This window comes from Eggerthella sinensis, assembly GCF_003339815.1.
Taxonomy (GTDB): domain Bacteria; phylum Actinomycetota; class Coriobacteriia; order Coriobacteriales; family Eggerthellaceae; genus Eggerthella; species Eggerthella sinensis.
Map to the genome: position 1 here is coordinate 1 of NZ_PPTT01000024.1, position 19,273 is coordinate 19,273.

At 64.0% G+C, this 19,273-nt stretch carries 15 protein-coding genes; 5 read left to right on the forward strand and 10 right to left on the reverse strand.

Annotated elements, in window-relative coordinates; translation table 11 throughout:
- Positions 1-258: 258 nt before the first annotated feature.
- Complete coding sequence (locus C1876_RS12685) at positions 259-819, forward strand: hypothetical protein (protein WP_114547094.1); 561 nt, start codon at positions 259-261, stop codon at positions 817-819.
- A 75-nt stretch (positions 820-894) separates the two neighbouring features.
- On the opposite strand, the gene htpG is transcribed toward C1876_RS12685, so the two are convergent.
- The 5 genes from htpG to C1876_RS12710 all read right to left on the reverse strand — a co-directional run bounded on the left by htpG (position 895) and on the right by C1876_RS12710 (position 8,451).
- On the reverse strand, positions 895-2,835 hold the full coding sequence (gene htpG / locus C1876_RS12690) for a molecular chaperone HtpG (RefSeq protein WP_114547095.1): 1,941 nt from the start codon (positions 2,833-2,835) through the stop codon (positions 895-897).
- Between the two features lie 736 nt (positions 2,836-3,571).
- Positions 3,572-4,549, reverse strand: a complete 978-nt coding sequence (rarD, locus tag C1876_RS12695) for an EamA family transporter RarD (protein WP_148044547.1) — start codon at positions 4,547-4,549, stop codon at positions 3,572-3,574.
- Between the two features lie 205 nt (positions 4,550-4,754).
- Positions 4,755-5,369, reverse strand: coding sequence for a cytochrome c-type protein Cgr1 (gene cgr1 / locus C1876_RS12700; RefSeq protein ID WP_114547097.1), 615 nt, complete (start codon positions 5,367-5,369; stop codon positions 4,755-4,757).
- Positions 5,370-5,381: 12 nt separating this feature from the next.
- Positions 5,382-7,634: a molybdopterin-containing oxidoreductase family protein gene (locus C1876_RS12705; RefSeq protein WP_114547098.1), complete on the reverse strand. Its 2,253-nt coding sequence runs from the start codon at positions 7,632-7,634 to the stop codon at positions 5,382-5,384.
- Complete coding sequence (locus C1876_RS12710; protein ID WP_114547099.1) at positions 7,627-8,451, reverse strand: 4Fe-4S dicluster domain-containing protein; 825 nt, start codon at positions 8,449-8,451, stop codon at positions 7,627-7,629. The genes C1876_RS12705 and C1876_RS12710 overlap by 8 nt, the downstream gene beginning before the upstream one ends.
- A gap of 323 nt (positions 8,452-8,774) precedes the next feature.
- On the opposite strand from C1876_RS12710, the gene C1876_RS12715 reads away from it, so the two are divergent.
- Positions 8,775-9,491, forward strand: coding sequence for a Crp/Fnr family transcriptional regulator (locus C1876_RS12715; protein WP_114547100.1), 717 nt, complete (start codon positions 8,775-8,777; stop codon positions 9,489-9,491).
- Positions 9,492-9,536: 45 nt separating this feature from the next.
- On the opposite strand, the gene C1876_RS12720 is transcribed toward C1876_RS12715, so the two are convergent.
- The 3 genes from C1876_RS12720 to C1876_RS12730 all read right to left on the reverse strand — a co-directional run bounded on the left by C1876_RS12720 (position 9,537) and on the right by C1876_RS12730 (position 12,978).
- Positions 9,537-10,448, reverse strand: a complete 912-nt coding sequence (locus C1876_RS12720) for a carbohydrate kinase family protein (protein WP_244910147.1) — start codon at positions 10,446-10,448, stop codon at positions 9,537-9,539.
- Between the two features lie 96 nt (positions 10,449-10,544).
- Positions 10,545-11,942 carry an APC family permease gene (locus C1876_RS12725; RefSeq protein ID WP_114547102.1) on the reverse strand — a complete coding sequence of 466 codons (1,398 nt, stop codon included), beginning with the start codon at positions 11,940-11,942 and terminating at the stop codon, positions 10,545-10,547.
- Between the two features lie 130 nt (positions 11,943-12,072).
- Positions 12,073-12,978 carry an acetamidase/formamidase family protein gene (locus C1876_RS12730; RefSeq protein WP_114547103.1) on the reverse strand — a complete coding sequence of 302 codons (906 nt, stop codon included), beginning with the start codon at positions 12,976-12,978 and terminating at the stop codon, positions 12,073-12,075.
- 178 nt (positions 12,979-13,156) lie between these two features.
- Here C1876_RS12730 and C1876_RS12735 point away from each other — a divergent pair, with 178 nt between their 5' ends.
- Entirely contained in the window at positions 13,157-13,585 is a 429-nt protein-coding gene (locus tag C1876_RS12735; RefSeq protein WP_211309548.1) for a DUF302 domain-containing protein, read from the forward strand.
- A gap of 32 nt (positions 13,586-13,617) precedes the next feature.
- Here C1876_RS12735 and C1876_RS12740 read toward each other — a convergent pair whose 3' ends face one another.
- The gene (locus C1876_RS12740; protein WP_211309549.1) at positions 13,618-15,066 is read right to left on the reverse strand and encodes a sodium-dependent transporter; all 1,449 of its coding nucleotides are present in this window, start codon (positions 15,064-15,066) and stop codon (positions 13,618-13,620) included.
- 145 nt (positions 15,067-15,211) lie between these two features.
- Entirely contained in the window at positions 15,212-15,760 is a 549-nt protein-coding gene (locus C1876_RS12745) for a DUF308 domain-containing protein (protein ID WP_158544689.1), read from the reverse strand.
- A 199-nt stretch (positions 15,761-15,959) separates the two neighbouring features.
- Between C1876_RS12745 and C1876_RS12750 the strand changes: the two genes are divergently transcribed.
- The gene (locus C1876_RS12750) at positions 15,960-17,453 is read left to right on the forward strand and encodes a helix-turn-helix transcriptional regulator (protein ID WP_114547107.1); all 1,494 of its coding nucleotides are present in this window, start codon (positions 15,960-15,962) and stop codon (positions 17,451-17,453) included.
- Between the two features lie 154 nt (positions 17,454-17,607).
- Positions 17,608-19,206 carry a flavocytochrome c gene (locus C1876_RS12755; protein WP_114547108.1) on the forward strand — a complete coding sequence of 533 codons (1,599 nt, stop codon included), beginning with the start codon at positions 17,608-17,610 and terminating at the stop codon, positions 19,204-19,206.
- Positions 19,207-19,273: the final 67 nt, after the last annotated feature.

Sequence of the window (19,273 nt, forward strand, 5' to 3'; positions counted from 1 at the left end):
ACCCCGCTGCCCGCGCCCGAGCCCGCGGCCACGCCGTCCAACCCCAAGCCGCTCGCAAGCACCAGCGATCCCCTCGGCGCCGCAGTCGTCGGAGCCGTTGCGATCGCCGCAGCAGCAGGAGCCGTCGCCGCGAGCGCCCAACGCTGAAAGACACTCCCAGCACGGAAAACGCTCCGCCGATGATATTATTGTCATCGTGTTGGTTACGATTACCGTATTCCGGGACGCTGGACACATGACGCAGAGAGAGGTGGCTCCATGCATTCGCATGCAGACAGGATCGTGAAGGCGGCTCTCGTGCTCGCCCTGCTCATGTCGTGCCTCCCGTCGATGGCCGCGTGCAACGGCATACAGGAAGATGACTGGCCTAAGCCGCCGGATACCAGCAGAGACGTGCAGCCGGAAGGAGGCATAGCCGTTCTCAACAATGGCCTGATCTACTACGATCCCTCCAACGAGGACTTCTACTTCCTTCCGGAAGGCAAGACGACCTACGATGAGGCGAGCGGGCAGACGATGACATCCAAGGGATGGAGCAACGACGACGTCTACCTGCACGAGGTCACAAAGCCCGCGCTCGTCGAGCTGATCCAGCTGAATCTCGATGCCGCGGAGAACGCCGCCGAAGACTTCTCGTCGATGAGTCCGCTGTCCGAATACTACAGTGAGTTCTGGCATCGGAGATGGACAAAGATTGCTGCGGGGTTGAAGCCACTTCTGAAGAAGGTTGAGGCGACCGACGAGAACGACAACGATGCCCTCCAATCAGAATACGAGGAGTTCCATGACGCTATCGGGATAACAAGCAGCCTGGACTAAACGTTGCGTTGCGGGCTTCATGTGACGGATAAAAAAAGGGGGGCTTGCATGTGCGAGCGCCCCCCTTCGCAGAAGTTACGCCATCAGCTTGGTGACGGCGTTGGCGTAGGCTACCGGGTCGTCGATGGGCAGGCCTTCGACGAGTAGCGCCTGGTTGTACAGGATGTCGGTGTACAGCTTCACCTTTTCGGCGTCGCCGGCCGCCTGCGCATCCTTGAGCGTGTCGAACACGGCGTGCTTCGCGTTGATCTCGAGCACGCGCTCGGACTTCGGGCCGTCGGCCCCGTCGGGCATCTGCGCCATGATGCGCTCCATCTCGAGCGACACCGGGCCCGCCGCGGTGATGCACGCCGGCGCATCGGTGAGGCGCGACGACACCGCCACCTTCGTCACCGCATCGCCCAGCGCTTCCTTCATGGCGGCGAACAGGTCCTCGTTGTCCTTCGTCACCGCTTCGGCGTCTTTCTTCTCCTCTTCGGTGGCCAAGTCGAGATCGCCCGACGCGACGTTCTTGAGCTCGAGCGGCTCGGGCGCGTCCTCGCCCTCGGCGTCTGCGGGGGCGTACGCCATCATGGCCTGGAAGCAGAACTCGTCGACGTCCTTCGTGCACAGCAGCACGTCGTAGCCCTTGCCCAGCACCGTCTTCACGATGGGCATCTTGCCCAGGCGCTCAAGGCTCTCGCCGGCTGCGTAGTAGATGGCCTTCTGATCGGCCGGCGCCGCGGCCACGTACTCGTCGAGCGTGACGAGCTTCTCCTGCTTGGCCGAGTAGAACAGCAGCAGGTCAGCCAGCTGATCCTTCAGCATGCCGTAGCTCGTGTAAATGCCGAACTCCAGGCCACGGCCGAAGTTCTCGAAGAACTTCTCGTACTCTTCGCGGTCGTTGTCGCGCATCTTCTTCAGCTCGGACGTGATCTTCTTCTCGATCTTCTTCGCAATGGCGCGCAGCTGGCTGTTGTGCTGCAGCGTCTCGCGCGAGATGTTCAGCTGCAGATCCTGGCTGTCCACCACGCCGCGCACGAAGTTGAAGTGGTCGGGCAGCAGCTCTTCGCACTTCTCCATGATCAGCACGTTGGAGCTGTACAGCGCGAGGCCCTTCTTGAAGTCCTTGCTGTACAGGTCGTACGGAGCGCGACCGGGGATGAACAGCAGCGCGTCGTAGCTGAGCGCGCCTTCGGCGTGGATGGAGAACGTGCGCGCCGGGTCGGCGAAGTCGTGGAAGTCGGTCTTGTAGAACTCGTGGTACTCGTCTTCGGTGACCTCGGACTTGCTGCGCTTCCAGATGGGGATCATCGAGTTGATGGTTTCGACCTCGGTGTAGTCCTCGTACTCGGGCGTGTAGTCGTCGCCAGCGTCCTCGGGCTTCGGCAGCGCGCGCGACTTCGACACCTCCATCTGCACGGGGTAGCGCACGTAGTTGCTGTAGCGCTTGATGAGATTCTTCAGGCCGAACTCGCTGAGGAACGTGTCGTAGTTGTCATCGGTGGTGTTGTCTTTGAGCGTGAGGATGACGTCCGTACCGTGGTCTTCGCGCTCCGCCTGCTCGATGGAGTAGCCCTCCACGCCGTCGCTTTCCCAGGCCCAGGCTTCGTCGCTGCCGTACGCCTTCGACACGACGCGCACCTTGCTCGCCACCATGAACGCGGAGTAGAAGCCCACGCCGAACTGGCCGATAATGTCCACGTCCTCGCCCTGGCTGTCGGCGTTGTCCGCCTTGAAGGCCATGCTGTCGGAGTGCGCGATGGTGCCGAGGTTGCGGTCGAGGTCGTCCTTCGACATGCCGATGCCGCTGTCCGATACGGTGATGGTGCGCGCGTCCTTGTCGAACGCCACGCGGATGCCCAGCTCGTCCTTGCTCAGCTGGATGTCCTTGTCGGTGAGGCTGCGGAAGTACAGCTTGTCCACCGCGTCCGACGCGTTCGAGATGAGCTCGCGCAGGAAGATCTCGCGGTTCGTGTAGATGGAGTTGATCATGAGGTCGAGCAGCTTTTTGCTCTCGGTTTTGAATTTGCGCATGTGGCGTCGCTCCCTTTCGTACCTGCCGGTCTGCCCCGTTAGCAGTCTCGGGCTTCGAGTGCTAACACGTGATTTTAGTACGGCGTTGGAAGATGTCAAGCAAGAGACCCCGCAATTGCAGAACAGCTGCACAAGCGGCGGGGACGAGCTACGGCGAATGTTTCACGTGAAACATTCGTTCGGGGGATGGCTTGCGCTGGAATGACGCCGGAGCGACGTTAGGAGGGCGTTGGAAACGCGTCGGATTCGCTTGCGAAACATGCTAGAACCGCACTCGATTTCCGCCAGAATCGTGCAAGGTCCAGGCGGCTTTACGTAGTGAGGCACGCCATCGAAGTGCAAGATGAGCTTGGTATCATGGAAGTACGGATCAGCCGGGCGGCTTGGTGCCTCTCCCTCTCAGTATTCTAGATGGACGGAGGTGAAGACCATGACCGTTTTGGAGTTTGTTGCTTTGGCAGCGTTGCTCTTGGAGTTCGTTTCCCGCGTCATCGAGCTGGCTTTGGTGATAAGGAGCGCGCTCCTAACCCGAAGGGGAAAGGAGCGCCAGCAATAAACCCAAACCGCCGAGGCGATCCGAGAGCCGTGGGGAGTTCACGCTCCCTGCGGCTCGTCCATTATACAAAACGGCAAAGCATTCTGCAAAGCGCAAAGGCGAGGAGAAACATGAACGACCCCCGCATTTCACGCCCCACCTTCGTTCGGGGGCCGGAGCGCCTCGTGGCGGCGCTCTTCGCTATTGCGTTGCCTCCGCGGTATCCTCCAGCTGGGGGGATTTGCGCTTTGCGAGAGCGCTTTCAATGCCGACGGCCGCGATGCCGCACCAGATGAGCGCGAAGCACACGCCGTGCGCGAAGGTGAACTGCTCGCCGAAGAACGCCACGGCCAGCACCATCGCGATGGTGGGGCTCACGTACTGGATGAACCCGAGCACCGTCATGGAGATGCGGTTGGCGGCAGCCGAATACAGCAGCAGCGGAATAGCCGTGAGCAGACCGCAACCGACGAGCAGCGCGAAGTCGAGCGTCGGCGATGTGACCGCGATGAAGTCGGGGGTTGCAGGGGCCACCTGCCAAATCCAGGGAGCCACGGCACCCACCGCCAACGCGCCCGCCCCCAGCAAGCCCGTGAGCAGGGATTCAAGCGCCATACCCGGCAACGCGGGGTAGCCGCCCTTCTTCTTCACCGCGCCGTAGGCGCTGAACGACACCGCTAAGGCCAGGGCGATCCACACGTCGCCGCCGTGCACCACCATGAAGAACACCACGCCCGCGGCGGCCAGCACGGTGGCCAGCTTCTGCATGGGCGTCAGCCGCTCTTTGAACACGAGCAGGCCGAATGCGATGTTACACAGCGGGCACAGGTAGTAGCCGATGCTCGTCTCAAGCAGGTGCCCGCTGTTCGTGGCCCACACGTACACGCCCCAGTTGCAGGTGACGATGAGGCCCGATGCCAAGAACGTGCCCACGGCGCGCGGGTCGCGCAGCAGGTGGAGGAAGCGCGTGCGCTTCACGAACGCGCACAGCAGCACGACGAACACGCAGGACCACACCATGCGCCACGACAGCACCTCGAGCGCGGGAATGGCCGACAGCAGCTTCCAGTAGATGGGCATGATGCCCCACACCAGATGGCAGCCGATGCCCTGCATAAAGCCGATCCGCTCGGATCGGCTGTCGTTCGTCGTGATGGTTCCTTCGCTTGCCGCTTGCACGCTGCGTCTCCCCTAGCTCGTGTTGCCTCTGTCGTCGAATGCGCGTCCCGCCATGCTACATCCGAATGCCGGCCCGCGCAAATACATCGTAAGGGAGCCCTGTCCCGCCATAAACGATACGGAGGCAGACACCAGCAACGAACAACCGGCGGCCGCCCGAAGGTGACCGCCGGTTTCCGAAAGCAGCGCCGTTGCAGCTGACGCTTTACTCCCCGGTCGGCAGCGCGGCGTCCTCGTCGGCCGTCAGCCACCCTTGCGGCGTTTCGGCGTCGGCATGGCACTGCGAGCAGTAGTTCACCGACGCGCGGTGCGCCTTGTGGCACGATCCACACGAGATGTCGCCGTGGTACGCCAGGTGCGGGTTGCGCACCATGTCGGCCGTCGCATTCGCCAGGTCGTCGCGCGTGAGATTGTGGCACGACTCGTTCAGGCAGAACGTGTCGGGCTCCAACCCCCGCGCCGCCGTCAGATCCTCGAGCGTCGCCTCCTGCAGCGGCACGCCGTAGCCGCCGGTCGCCCACGCCACGCCCTCGGTGAGCTGCTCGCCCAGCGTGGGCACGTGGCAGTCCAGGCACGTCTGGCCATCGGCCTTGTGCGCCACCGCCAACATGCTGGAAGTGTCGGCCACCTCGTTGCCCCACTTGTCCACGCCCGCCTGACCGACGGGCTGATCGTAGGTTTCCACGTAGGGGTCCATGGGCGTGTGGCAGATGGCGCCGCAGAAACTGGGCTGCTCATGCCACACCCAAAATCCCATACCGGCCACCACCAGCACCAGCGCTACCGTGCCGACGACGATGGGCCATTTCCTCGGTTTCATCGCGTCCCCTTCCTATGCGCGCTCAACCTGGCACAGACCCGATTTGAACGGCGGGTAGCCCGTCACGTGATCGAACTCGCGCGCCGTGAGCTTATTGACGTTCGCCTTCTCCCAGCCGTGGAAGATGTCCACCACGCCGGGAAGCACGAGGTTCGTCACCTCCAGCTTAACCTCGATCTCGCCCAGCTGGTTGAACACGCGCACCTGCTCGCCATCTTCCAAGCCGCGCTCGGCCGCCGTCTTCGGATGCAGCCGCACGATGGGCTCGGGCATGAACTGGTTGAGCCAGGGGCAGTCGCGCAGCTTCGAATGCGAGTACATGGGCACGCGCGAGCCCGTGTTCAGGATGAGTGGGTAGTCCTTCGCCAAATCGGGCGTGCTGATAGGGCTGTACACCGGTTCGTTGTACAGGGGCAGCCCCTCGAAACCACACTCCTTCATCACCTCGGACACCAGCTCTATCTTGCCGCTGGGCGTGTTGAAGCCCGGCTGACCATCCTTGCGAATCTTGCCCGTCTCGTACTTCTTGGGCTCGTAGGGCGCCCCGCCCGGCACGGCGTAGCCGTCGGGGTTGTCGCGCAGATCCTGCATGGTCACGCCCAGCTCGGTGGTGCGCAGCACCTCGGCCAATGCTTCCTCCACGCTGCCATTGAAGCACTCCTCGGCATAACCCAGGCGCGACCCCAGCTCCATGGCCACCTGCCAGTCCTCGCGCGCCTCGCCGCGCGGCTCGATCACCGGTTCGCGCAGGTATATCTTGCGGCCGAACACGGCAAAGGGCGCCATGCGTTCGTAGCACATCGCCGCAGGCAGGATGATGTCCACGTAATCGTGCGTCCACGGGCGGATGTAGTAATCGGCGGCGCAGGCGAAGTCCAGCTTGCCGATGGCCTCTTGGTACAGGTGGCTCTGCGGCCACATCATCGCGTTGCCGCCGAACATGACCATGGCCTTGATCTTTCCCTCGTCCACGTATTCGGGGAAGCGGTTCGTCTGCATCTGCTTCACGAACTTCGTCCAAACGGGGAAGTCCTCAAGGTCGTAGCGCTTGGTGGCGAGCTGGGCATCGTAGATGTCCTCGCGGTTGAAGGCGGGCGTGGCAGCGAACAGGTCGAACGGAAGTCCTGGATCAATCTGCAAGCCGCCGGCCACGTCCACGTTGCCCGCCAGCGCCACAAGCGACGAGATGGCGCGCATGTTGTTGCCGGCGTTGGTGTGGTGCACCTGGGGGCTGGCGCTCGTGATAAACGTGCCGGGCGTCTCCTCGCCCCACAGCTTCGCCGCGGCCTCGATCTTCTCGGCCGGAACCCACGTGATCTCGGCCACCTTCTCGGGCGTGAATTCCTGCACGTATTCCTTGAACTCGTCGAAACCGTGCGTCCAGTTCTGGCAGAACTCCTCGTCGAAGTAGCCGTCGCGCAGCATGACGTGCGCGATGCCCAGCGCCAGGGCGCCGTCGGTGCCAGGGCGCAGCTGCAAATGGATGTCGGCCAGACCGGTCACGGTCGGGGTGACGCGCGGGTCGACGATGATGAACTTGCAGCCCTTCTCCTTCGCGTTCATCAGCTTGCCGAATCGGTTGGGCAGCGACCACGCCGGATTGAGCGACCAAATGAGGCACGACTTGGAGTTGTCAGTGGGATTGGCGCCCATCGTCTGCGCGCCGAACACGAGCCCCGTGCCAATGAGCGCCGCGTAGGCGCAGGTGGAGCTCTCGTTGCCGTAGGTGGGCGAGCCGAACAGGTTGGCCAGGCGGTTTACCGCGCCACGCGGCTCCTTCGGGTCGCCGCAGTAGAAGAACACGCCCTCGGGGCCCATCTCGTCTTTAACCTTGTTGAGCGCCGCGACGATGGTGTCGTAGGCCTCGTCCCAGGTGATCTGCTCCCAGCCGGCATCGCCCTGGCCCTTCGGCTTCGTGCGCTTCATGGGATGCAGCAGCCGGTGCGGATCGTAGAGCTCCTGCAAGCTCGACAGGCCCTTCGCGCACAGCGGGTCGTTGGGGTAGTTCGCGCGCGACACGACGCGCACGATCTTGTCTTCCTTCACCGTGGCGGTGATACCGCACTTCGGCGTGTGGTTGCACATGTCGCAGTACGTGTGCTTGGTCACTTCGGGAGCGTTCTCGTCGGCGAAGGCGTTCTCGGGATACACGAACTCGAAGCCGCCGTCCACCGCTGCGATGCCCACGGCCGCCGCGGCCGCTCCTTTGAGGAAGCTTCGCCGGGAAACGTTCGCGCAGGTCGCGTTTTCAATCGCGCTATTCATGGTCGTCGCCGCCTTTCGCCGTCTGATGATTGTCCGCCGTCGGGGCCGCGTTCTTCGCGCCCTTCGCGTTCTTCACGCCGATGCCGATGCCCGCACCCGCCGCCGCAGCAACCGCCACCGCTCCGATAGCGGCCGGGAGCGGGATGCCCGCCTCGGCCGGCTTGGAGTCCACGCCCTTATTCGCCACGGCCTGCACTTCGGCATGCGGAAGCAGATCCTTCGGCATGCCGTCCACGGGACGGTAGCAGAAGTGGGTGTTGCCCACCCGCACCACGCCGTCCTTCGCAAGAAACGCGCTGATGGGGCTTTCGGGATCGTCCAAATCGCCGAACACGCGGGCGTTGCCCGGGCAGTTCTGCACGCAGGCGGGCTGCAACCCCGCATCCACGCGACCCGCGCAGAAGATGCACTTCTCCACCACCTGCGTGCGCTGGATTCCTTCGGCTTCGTACGGCGCCTGCTCGGCGGTGTCGAAGAAGTTGCCTTCCACGTCGTTTTGCACGCGTGCGCCGAACGGACAGGCGTGCAGGCACGATCCGCAGTTGATGCACTGGTCGTAATCCACCATCACGATGTCATCCTCGCGCACGTACGACGCGCCCGTCGGGCACACCTTCACGCAGGGCGCGTCCTCGCAGTGCATGCACGCGTGCGGCAGGTAGCACCGCCGGTTGTCGGGGTCCTCGCCCCATTCCTTCGCGTCCACGTGGCCCCACGCAACGCCCGGCTTGGTGTTGTTGTGCATTTGGCAGGCGACGACGCACGCGTAACACCCCGCGCAGCGCCGAAGATCGATTGCCATCCCCATGGTTGCCATACTCAAACTCCTCCTCTCGTCCATGTGATACCCCTGTGAGCGGAAGGGGAAGGCGTCTCGTGAGGGAGGGATGGAAACCGCGAACGATCTGGGGGAACTTTGCGATTTCCTCGGGACGCCTTCCCGCTCCCAGCTCACCATTCACTCTACGGAATCGCGGGGAGCGCAACTAGCAGCGCCGACACAAGTTGTACTTATCGTGCGAAACCTGCGCGCTTTCCCGCGATAGCGAAAAACCTTGCGCAGGAAACATCCGGCAAGCGTCCGAGACGGGTTGGGATACAATAGGCCACGTCCGTGGAACGCGACGACAGGAGGGGTTCGTGACGACCACGCAGGACTACGATGCCATTCTCATACCCACGCTTCCGTTCAAGAAGCTGAAGTTCGGCGACTACATCGACCAGGCGCGCAAGCGCAAGCTGTTCAAAGGCGAATACATCGACCTCGCCTGCGCCGACAAGGACGACCGCTACTTCTACTACATCGAAAAGGGTCAGATGAAATGCTGCTTCGAAAACGAAGACGGCATGCAGATCGTGCTCTACTACCGCAACGAGGGCAATGCGTTCCAGTCGGAATACCGCCGGTTCGCCTCCATCGGGCAGAACCGGATGAAGTTCATCGCCACAAAGGACACCGTGGTGTTCGCCTTCACGCAGCACCAGCTGTTCGACATCGTGAGGGACGATTTCGAGCTGTTCGATGAACTTTTGTATGTGGTGCACATGAGCTTCGCCCAGATCGGCCACCGCATTGGCACCAGCGGCATCCACTCGTCGAGCAAGCGCATCCTCACGTGGCTGACGAAGCTGTGCGAAGTGCGCGAGCCCGACGAGCGCGGCGTGTACGACATCGAGTGCAACCTCACCTTGCAGGCACTGTCGGACATCCTGTTGGTGCACATCACCACGTGCAGCAAGCTCATGACGGCGCTCGAGACGCAGGGTGTCGTCGAGCGCACGAAGAACCACCTGCTGGTGAAGGATTACGAGAAGCTGCTGGCCTACTGCAACGAGGAAAACCCCGTGCTGTATTAGGCCCTACGCCGTCGCGGCCGCCGGTAGCGCCTGTTGAGAGGCACGTTAGAGCGACACGCGCAGACACGCGAATTCCTCATCGGTGAGGGTCCCGCCGGCAACTTGGCACACGCCGCCTGCCACGCGGTTCGCAAGCGCGAGCGCCGCTTCCCACGCGCGGCCCGCAGTGCGCGCAGCTGCAAGCGCGCCCAAGTGCGCGTCGCCGGCACCGATGGTGTCCACGACCTGCACCGGCTCGGTGGGCACCACCACATGGCGCTCGCGTTCGAACACGTGCGCGCCCACGGCGCCCTCTGTGACGATCACCGCGTTGCCGCATGCCTCGACCAGGGCGAACCCCGCCTCCTCGAGCGACGATCGCCCCGTATACGAGCGCGCTTCCAAGTCGTTGAGGTGCCACACGGGATGCAGCGCGTTGATGCGCGCCGTCTTTTCGACCCCCACGCCCTCGATGCGCGGCCCGGGCGCGTAGTACAGCAGGATGTCGGGGTGCGCCTCGAAGAAGCCGATGATGGCGTCGCCGCCCGCGCCCTCCACCTCGTAGCCGCTTGCGAAACCGCAGGCGAACCGCGACGCATCCACGCGCTCGAACCAGGCCTCCTCGAAGTGCCGCTCGACGCCGGGCAACGTGACCATGGTGCGCTCGCCGTTCGGCTCGACGAAGCACACGCAGCCGCCGCTGTCGCACGTGCCGAAGTGCGGCGCCTGCAGCCCGCGCGCATCGAGCTCGCGCTCGACGAAACCGGCGAAGATGCCCACGCCCACCGGCGCGAACAGCTCATGCGGCGCGCCGAGCTGCCTCATCACGTTCGCGGCGTTGAACGCGCACCCGCCAACCACGGCATGCGACTCGTCCACCACCACGCCCTCGCCCGACAACGGCAAGCGCCCAACCTGGCACACCATATCGACCATGATGGCCCCCACAGCCAGAACCGCATTCCCTTGCTCGGACACGACACGCTCCCTTCGCCGCACGAAACCAAAAACGGGCCCGAACGCATCGCCATCGCGCACGTTCGGACCCGCCATCACTCAAAAACCTACTGCCCGTTACACGTCCAAATGCTTGAACGCTTCGGGGACTTCCTTGAAGCCCTTCGACTTCACGGCGCCTATGATCAGGCCGATGATCAGCCAGGCGATGCCCACGCCGTACGTGGCGGCCTCGAACCCGGTGAACACGTATCCCAGGATGAAAATGCCGATCCAGGGGCAGATCAGGTACATGAGCACGTCTTTCACCGACGTGCGCTGCTTCTGCTTCACGAAGAAGAACCAGAACACCGCGAAGTTCAGCAGGATGAACGACGCAAGCGCGCCGAAGTTCACGAAGCCGGCCAGCGTGCCCATGTAGTCCTGCAGCGGCAGCGCCAGGCACAGCGTGACCACGCCCAGGAAGACGGATGCAACCCACGGCGTCTTGAACTTGGGATGCACCTTGCCGAACACGCGCGGGATCACGCCGTCGCGACCCATGGAGTACAGCAGGCGCGACGAGGCCATCTGCGCGTTGATGATGTTCGCGATACCCACGGCGATGATGTTCACCAGCAGCATGATCTTGTAGAACACCGGACCGCCCACCAGGTACACGGAATCGAAGAAGCCCATGTCGGGGTCGGTGGCCGCCCAGTCGGGCTGCACGATGGCGGCGATGTAGGTCTGCGCCACGAACACGACGATGATGATGGACAGCGCGATGATGATGCCGCGGCCAATGTTCTTCTCCGGCTCGTGCGTTTCCTCAGCCAGCGTCGACATGCCGTCGAAGCCGAGGAACGACAGCGCGGCGATGGAGATGCCCGCCGCCACGAAGTGCGCGTCCACCTGGCCGGGCTGGTAAATCGGGTCGAGTACGAAGCCACCTGCACCGCCGCCGCCCAGCACGAAGTTCGTACCCAGCGCGATGAATGCCACCACAGCCACGATCTCGACGACGAAGATAACCCAGTCCACGCCGCGGCTCATCTGGATGCCGCGGATGTTGACGAACGTGTTGAACGCGATGAACGCGACGGCCCACAGCCACGCCGGGCTGCCCGGGATGAGCGCGATGCCCCAGTTCATCACCATGACGATGAGCAGGGACGGCACCAGGATGTAGTCGAGCAGGATCAGCCAGCCGGCGATGAAGCCCACGTGCGGGTTCATGCCGCGCTGCACGTAGGAGTACACGGAGCCCGCGATGGGGAACTTCTTGCTCATGCGCATGTAGCTCATGGCCGTGAACAGGATGGCCACGAAGCCGATGATGTACACGAGCGGCGTCATGCCGTGGCTGTTCTGCTGGATCGTGCCGAAAATGGATTGCGGGGCGATGATCACCATGAACAGGACGCCGTACAGCACCACGTCCCACAGTCCCATGCCCCTTCGCAGCTCCTGCTTATAGCCGAACTGCTCGATGTTCTCTCCGGACGCCTTCGCCGGAGCCTCGTTCTGTGCCATCGCACCGCCCCCTTATACTCGTCTCGTTTCACGCAACCCCCGTTGCGCTTCGTCGGGTGCCACTTTACCACAGTAGAGTAGCACCCGCATCTCCCAACCACTATAGGTGCGCGTCGTTTCGTGCGCGCGCCTAACCCACCAGCGGCGGGAACTGCGGCAGCTTCGGCGTGCCGAAACGCAGGCTCAGCTGCACCTCGCACGGCTTGCATGCTTGGCTCAGTTCCACGTCGCTTTGCACCGACATGTACATGTACGTTTCCACCGCGTCCCAGCCCGTGATGCGCATGAGCAGGCGCTGCAGCTCTTTCGACGCGTTCATCAGGGCTTCGTCGAACTCCTGCGCGCTCGCGTTCACGTACCACTTGCCCTGCGGGCCGAACGTTTCCAGCACGGGCCAGTTCAGCTCGAAGTTCTTCAGCAGCGACACCTTCACCGTGATCTCGGCGGCGATCTCGATGCCCGTGCCGCACAGCTCGGCGTCGCCCATCGTGGCGTGCACGTCTCCCATCTGCAGCAGCGCGCCCGGCACGCGCACGGGGAAGTACATGCGCGTCCCCTTCGTGACCAGCTTGTTGTCCAGGTTGCCGCCATGCGCGCCCACGAAACCGTCGATGACGTCCTCGCCGTCGGGCGCGGTGCCGATGACGCCGATCATGGGGTCGATGGGGAACTTCACGCCGTTGAAGTCGGCCATGCCGCCCTCGATGGGGATGATCTTGCTGCGATAGTCCGTGGTCTCGAACAGCGGTCCGCAGTGGTCGTCGGTGGCGATGACGCCCTGATCGGCCACGACGATGTCGTAGATGTCCACCACCAGCACGTCGCCCGGCTCGGCGCCTTCCACGTACACGGGGCCGGCCGCCGGGTTCGTGAACCCGTACGAGAAGTTGAGGTCCTTCATGGTCACGTCTTCGGAGGGGATGCGCCCGGCGAAACAGTCCTGCGTCTTGAACAGCAGCACCTCGCCTGGCTGCGCGGTATAGCACGGCGCGTTGTCCTTGGAAAACTTGATGACCTGATCTTCGATAACCTGCATAATGCCTCCTCTAGTTGATGGCGCGCTCGCCAACGCATGGTGCGGTTAGTATACCGCTGCGCCTTCGCTTTCTCTCGCGCAACCGATGACCAACAATGCGCGCTCCCCGCACCCGAAACGCGGTATGGTGAAGCGGAGCGCCGCGCTCACGACGCGGCAGACGTCGAGAGGAGCCTCCATGAGCGAACCGCATGCCACCGACATCGCCGATGCCACCGACAACCTGTGCCTCGTCGAAGGGCATCTGCCCGTAGACGAGACGGTCCGCCGCCTCAAGAGCGCGTTGGAAGCGCGTTCCATTCCCGTGTTCGCCACGTTCGACCACGCCCAGAACGCCGAAGAGGCGGGGCTCGACCTGCGACCGACCACGGTGGTCGTGTTCGGCGCGCCCCAGGTGGGCACCGCCCTCATGCAGGCGAACCAGCGCTTCTCGATCGAGCTGCCCCTGCGTCTGTCCGTATGGGAAGACGCAGCCGGACGCACGTGGCTCGCGTTTCCCCGCATGAGCGCGCTTGCGGCTCGGTACGACCTCGGCAACCTGCCGGCCATTCCCAAGATGCAAGCGCTCCTGGAGAGCCTGGCCGCCGAAGCCGCAGGCAGCCGGTAGTCGCGGGCTACGACTACCGGCGCCCCCCTTCGCTACGCCATGCCCAACCAGGTGGCGAACTTCGGCACGTAGCCCATCACGAAGATCACGATGATGAGCACCGGAATGCCGAACTTGAGCCATAGGCGCGACCACGCCGGGAACCGCAAGCCCTTGCCCGTATCGGCCTCGGCCAGGAAGTTGTCCCAGCCCCAGCCGCCCTTCGTCACGCAGAACAGCACGTACAGCAGGCTGCCCAGCGGCAGCAGGTTGTTCGACACGATGAAGTCCTCGATGGACTGGATGTCGCCGATGGCCGGAATCTGCACGCCCGCCAGCACGTTGAACCCGAGCGCGCACGGCAGGCTGAGCACCGTCACGATGAGGGCGGTGCGGGCGACGGCCGTCTTGCGCGACCAGCCCCACTTGTCCATGGACCAGCTGATGAGGTTCTCGAACACCGCAATGATGGTGGACAGCGCGGCGAAGCTCATGAACACGAAGAACAGCGCGCCCCACAGCTGACCGAGCGGCATCTGGTTGAACACGCTGGGCAGCGTGACGAACACGAGGCCCGGGCCGCTGTCGGGCTGCACGGAGAACGCGAAGCACGCCGGGAAGATGATGAGGCCGGCCACGAGGGCAACCGCCGTGTCGAGGCCGCAGATGCGCAGCGCCTCGCCCGTGAGCGAGCGCTCCTTGCCGATGTAGCTGCCGAAAATTTCCATGGCCGAGATGCCCAGCGACAGCGTGAAGAACGCCTGGCCCATGGCCGCGTACACGGCATCGCCGAATGTGGCCCACTGCTCGGCCGACGTCGCGCCCGCGAACAGCTTGCCGAAGTCGGGAATGAGGTAGAACTTGAGGCCCTCGAGGCCGCCCGGCAGCGTGACCGCGCGCACCACGAGCAGCGCCATGATGGCCAGCAGGCAGATCATCATCACCTTCGTGATGCGCTCGACGCCCTTCTGCAACCCCAGGCTGCACACGAGAAAGCCCAGCACGATGACCACGAGCATCCACCCCACGAGCTCGGTGGGGTTCGCCAGCATGTCGTTGAACACGGCGCCGACGCCCGCGCTGTCCAGGCCGTTGAACGCGCCCGTGCCCATCTTCACCACGAACGACAGCATCCAGCCGCCCACCGTGGTGTAGAACATCATGAGCACCATGCACCCGATGTAGCCCCACCACGAAAACCAATGCCACTTCCGCGAGGGCTGCAGCGTGTCGAACGCCACCGCCGAACTCTTCTGGCTCGCGCGGCCCACGGCGAATTCCATCACCATGACCGGCAAGCCCAAAATGACGAGGAACACGAGGTACATGAGCACGAAGGCCGCGCCGCCGTACTCGCCCGTGATGTAGGGGAAGCGCCACACGTTGCCCAGCCCGATGGCACAGCCCGCAGAAATCAAGATGAAGCCCAGTCGCGAGCCGAACCGCTCGCGGTTGACGACTCCCTCCGAGGGGGCGCTTGCCCGATCGGTCCCGTTACCCATTAGCATACCTCTCCCGCAGGTTCTTGCACAAAATTGCTCGTAAGCAAAACGTTACGATTGTAGCGCAAGAATTGCGAGGATGGGACCCGAGCTGCTAGTTCACCGCGTCAACGACGAAAAGCGAGGCTTCCTGATTCAAAACATGCTACTGCATCTCTTTCATGGCGCTTGATAGCCAGAGGCTGATCAGCAGGTCGGCGATGCCCTTCACGATGAGCAGCACGCCCAGCACCAGCACGAACATCACGGTGGTGTCGAAGGGGTTGACGATGATGACGACGCCGCCCAGCGCGATGATGATGCCGGCGATGAGCGCCGCCACCCACATGCCGCCCTGATAGCGCCGCAGCTCCATCGCGCGCACGGCGTTCACCACACCGCCGATGACCAGCAGCAGGCCCAGGATGAGCGAGAAGAAACCGGCAACCGCTTCCGGAAACACGAACACCACAAGCGCGAGAGCAAGCAACAGCACGCCGCTTGCCAGCGCGCCGAACGAACCCGAGCGGTCGCCCTTCGTGCGGAAGTAGGCAATCAGCGACACGACGCCCGTCACCGCCAGGTAGAGCGCCAGCAGATAGACGATGGTGATCACCGTGATGTCGGGCCAAAACGCCAGCAGCACGCCCAGCGCAATGGACAGGATGGCCTGCGCGATGATATTGGAACGAACAGCCTTGAGAAACGATGTCATAGGAGCCTCCGTTACGTACAACCGAAGAATGCGTCCTCTTATCATAGAACGTCAGGATGGCGAAGAGGAGGTCATCTGCGTAACGGGTTTCCGACGTTACGCGATTGGCAACGCCGCCGCGCGTTCGCTGCGATCGCCTATAATGGTGCGATCGCACGACGCGAACGCCGCCGGGGCGCGGCGACACGACGGAGGGGATATGACACCAGGGAGACAGCTGATCGATGTGACCTCGGGCGCGGCTCGCCGGCCGTTCCTCGTTGCCGTCCTTGGGTTCGCCCTGCTCTACGCGGTGTGCGTGTCGTTTTTCTACTCGAGCTGGCTGGTGGGACAGCCGGACTTTTCCGTGACGATGTTCGACAACGCGCTGAACCCGTCCATCTTCCTCGCATCGGTGCTGTTCTCGTTCATCGTGGGGGCGAAGCTGCCGGTGAAGCGCCTGCCGCTGCTCGTCGTGGGATACGTCGCGTTCGCGGCGGCCATCGGCGGCATGATCGCTGCCGCCCTCACCGGGGCCGCACCCGGCCTCGTGTCGGGAGCAGCCATCGCCGCCGGGGTGGGCATGGGCTTCGTCATGCCGTTTTACTTCGAGCTGTTCGCACCGTACTCGTCGCGCGCGATTGCCGCAGCCTGCGGGATGATGTCGTTGGGCGGCATGGCCATCGCCATGGTGGCCGACCTGCTTCCGTCGCCGGTGGGCTTCGCGCTGTACGCCGCATGCCTTGCGGGGTCGGCCTGCTGCTTCGCGTATGCCGCGCGTCGACGGGAGGGGGCGGGAGCGGGAGCTACGACGGCCCCGGCGGCGGGCGGCACGGCCGCTTCCCCGGCCTCGGCGCCCGCCGGCAAGGCGCTCTCGCGGCGGGACTTCCTCGACGTGTTCCTCGTGTCGGGCATCTGCACGTTCGCGCTGTCCATCGTGTACGGCATCGTGGACACCGCCGCCATGGGAGGCAGCTTCTCGCCCGAGGTTTCGCTGCTCATCTCGCAGTTTGGCGGCATCGCCGCCGCCATCGTGTTCCTGCTGTACTTCGGCACGCGGTCGAACCCTTCGCCGTCGCTGCTGTTCAACGTGGTGTTCGGCATTCTGGCCACGGGCATCCTGTTTCTGCCCTTCCTTTCGGGCGACTACGCCGTCTCGCTCAACATTCTGGCCGCGGCCGGGTGGAAGCTCGTCATGCTATCGTTGTTCTTCCTCGTGGTGGTCACGTACGCCCACGACGGAAAGCGGCTGCTCGTGGGCATTTCGCTGGCGTACGCGCTGCCGCGCCTGGGGCTGTTCATCGGCCAGAACATCGCGCTGTTTCTGGGCATCGGCAGCACGGCCGACTTCGTGCGCATGACCGCCGTGACGTTCTTCCTGCTGTACCTCGTGCTCATGGTTATCTGGATGGTGAACTCGCACGAACGCAAGAAGGCCGTGGCGCAGGCGCGCGTGGCCGACGAGTTGCTGGACCGCATGGCCCACGAGCAGCAGGACGTGCGCCGCGCGCGCTGCGACGTGTTGGCCGACGAGCACGGGCTGACGAATCGCGAGAAGGACATCCTCTATCTGCTGGCGCAGGGCCGCGACCTCGCATTCATCTGCGAGACGCTGTTCCTGTCGAAGAACACGGTGAAGAGCTATCAGAAAACCATCTACGCGAAGCTTGACGTGCACAGCAAGCAGGAGATCATCGACCGCACGCAAGATTAAGCGTTTCCCCAGGTCGAGCACCCCACCTCAAGGGGGGTTTCGACATTTCCCGCTCCAGGTGGGGTGTGCGCGCCCCCGCCCGCGCCTATGGTGAACTCCAGAGCAGCACGTTGGAGGAACGTGCTCGGATCATCGATCGAGGAGGATGCATCACATGAGGGAGATTTCGGCATCGACTGGTTCCACGGGCGTTTCGGGCGTTTCGGGCGTTTCGGGCGTTTCGCGTCGCTCGTTCATCACCGGCGCGGCAGCGGCCGGCGTCATGGCAACGCTGGGGCTTGCGGGCTGCGCGCCGCAGGGCAAGCAGGAGACCGCGGCTGCCGCGAACGGCGCGGACACGAAGTGGGACGAAGAGTGCGACGTCCTTATCGTGGGCAGCGGCTACACTGGGCTTGCCGCAGCGCTTGAGGCGAAGAGCGCCGGCGCCGACGTCAAGGTGATCGAGAAGACCGGGCGCGTGGGCGGCAACTCGGCGCTTGCCGCGGGCGACTTCGCCGTGTGTAACTCGAGCGTGCAGGAGCGCGAAGGCGTGCAGGACTCCGTCGACCAGTACGTGGACGACATGCTCGTGGCCGGCCTGTACCTCAACGACAAGGACAAGTGCCGCGTCATTGCCGAGAAGTCGAACGAAACGTGGGAGTGGACCATGGAAATGGGCGCGACCTGGGACGTGAACGACGACGGCGAGCATTTTCTGTACCCGTACGGCGGCCACACCGTCATGCGCTCCATCGCGCAGGGTGCCGGCGGCGGCGCGAACGTCACGGGCCCCTTCGCCGAGAAGCTCAAGGAGATGGGCGTCGAGGTTGAGACGAAGCGCATGCTCACCGACCTGGTGAAGGATGAAAACGGTCGCGTGATTGGCGCCATCGTGCACGACAAACCCAGCGGCAACGACGTGGATAGCGGCACGCCCGTGGCCATCCGCGCCAAGAAGGCCGTGGTGCTGACGAACGGCGGCTTCGGGCGCGACCTGGCCTTCCGCCAGGCGCAGGACCCGCGTCTCGACGAGTCCGTCGACTGCACGAACCAGGAGGGCGCCACGGCCGAGGGCCTGCGCGCTTCGGTGGCCGCCGGCGCGATGACCGTGCACAACGACTGGATTCAGCTGCTGCCCTTCATGAGCCCCGACGAGCCGGGCTACGGCGTGGCCGCGTTCTACACCGACGGCCAGGCCAGCTACGCGCCCACGCTTGACGTCGCCACGGGCAAGCGCATCGTGAACGAGCTCACCGACCGCAAGCGCTACGCCGACGCCATCCTGGAAACGGGCCAGCCCTGCGTGCAAATCACCTGCAAGAAGGCCCTGTACGACGGCGGCAGCGGCCTCGAAGGTGCCCTGAAGGCCGGCATCACGCTGGAATTCGCGTCCATCGAAGAGGCGGCCGAGCACTACGGCATGCCGGTGGATGCGGTGAAGGAAGAGATCGCGCGCTACAACACCTTCGTCACGAACAAGGTGGACGAAGACTTCAAGAAGCCCATCCCCGATGACGCTCAGACCATCGACGAGGCCCCCTTCTACGGCGTGCGCCTGTGGCCGAAGGTGCACCACTGCATGGGCGGCGTCAAGACCGACGTGGACTGCAAGGTGCTCGACATGGACCTGCAGGTGATCCCCGGCCTGTACGCCGCGGGCGAAGCGGTCGGCGGCATCCACGGCGCGTGCCGCCTGGGCTCGTGCGCCACGGCCGACTGCCTGGTGAACGGCCGCATCGCCGGTCAGAACGCCGCCAAGGAGCAAACCGCCTAACCCCGCCCGCCAACCAACCCGCGTCGCCCCGGCCTCCCCTCCCTCCGGCCCGCGACGATCAAGCCCC

Coding starts and splice junctions, on each gene's coding strand:
- C1876_RS12740 (WP_211309549.1), bottom strand. CDS start 15,066: ATGGGTAACGGGACCGATCGGGCAAGCGCCCCCTCGGAGGGAGTCGTC.
- C1876_RS12685 (WP_114547094.1), top strand. CDS start 259: ATGCATTCGCATGCAGACAGGATCGTGAAGGCGGCTCTCGTGCTCGCC.
- C1876_RS12705 (WP_114547098.1), bottom strand. CDS start 7,634: ATGAATAGCGCGATTGAAAACGCGACCTGCGCGAACGTTTCCCGGCGA.
- C1876_RS12710 (WP_114547099.1), bottom strand. CDS start 8,451: ATGGCAACCATGGGGATGGCAATCGATCTTCGGCGCTGCGCGGGGTGT.
- C1876_RS12745 (WP_158544689.1), bottom strand. CDS start 15,760: ATGACATCGTTTCTCAAGGCTGTTCGTTCCAATATCATCGCGCAGGCC.
- htpG (WP_114547095.1), bottom strand. CDS start 2,835: ATGCGCAAATTCAAAACCGAGAGCAAAAAGCTGCTCGACCTCATGATC.
- C1876_RS12725 (WP_114547102.1), bottom strand. CDS start 11,942: ATGGCACAGAACGAGGCTCCGGCGAAGGCGTCCGGAGAGAACATCGAG.
- C1876_RS12750 (WP_114547107.1), top strand. CDS start 15,960: ATGACACCAGGGAGACAGCTGATCGATGTGACCTCGGGCGCGGCTCGC.
- C1876_RS12735 (WP_211309548.1), top strand. CDS start 13,157: ATGAGCGAACCGCATGCCACCGACATCGCCGATGCCACCGACAACCTG.
- C1876_RS12730 (WP_114547103.1), bottom strand. CDS start 12,978: ATGCAGGTTATCGAAGATCAGGTCATCAAGTTTTCCAAGGACAACGCG.
- cgr1 (WP_114547097.1), bottom strand. CDS start 5,369: ATGAAACCGAGGAAATGGCCCATCGTCGTCGGCACGGTAGCGCTGGTG.
- C1876_RS12755 (WP_114547108.1), top strand. CDS start 17,608: ATGAGGGAGATTTCGGCATCGACTGGTTCCACGGGCGTTTCGGGCGTT.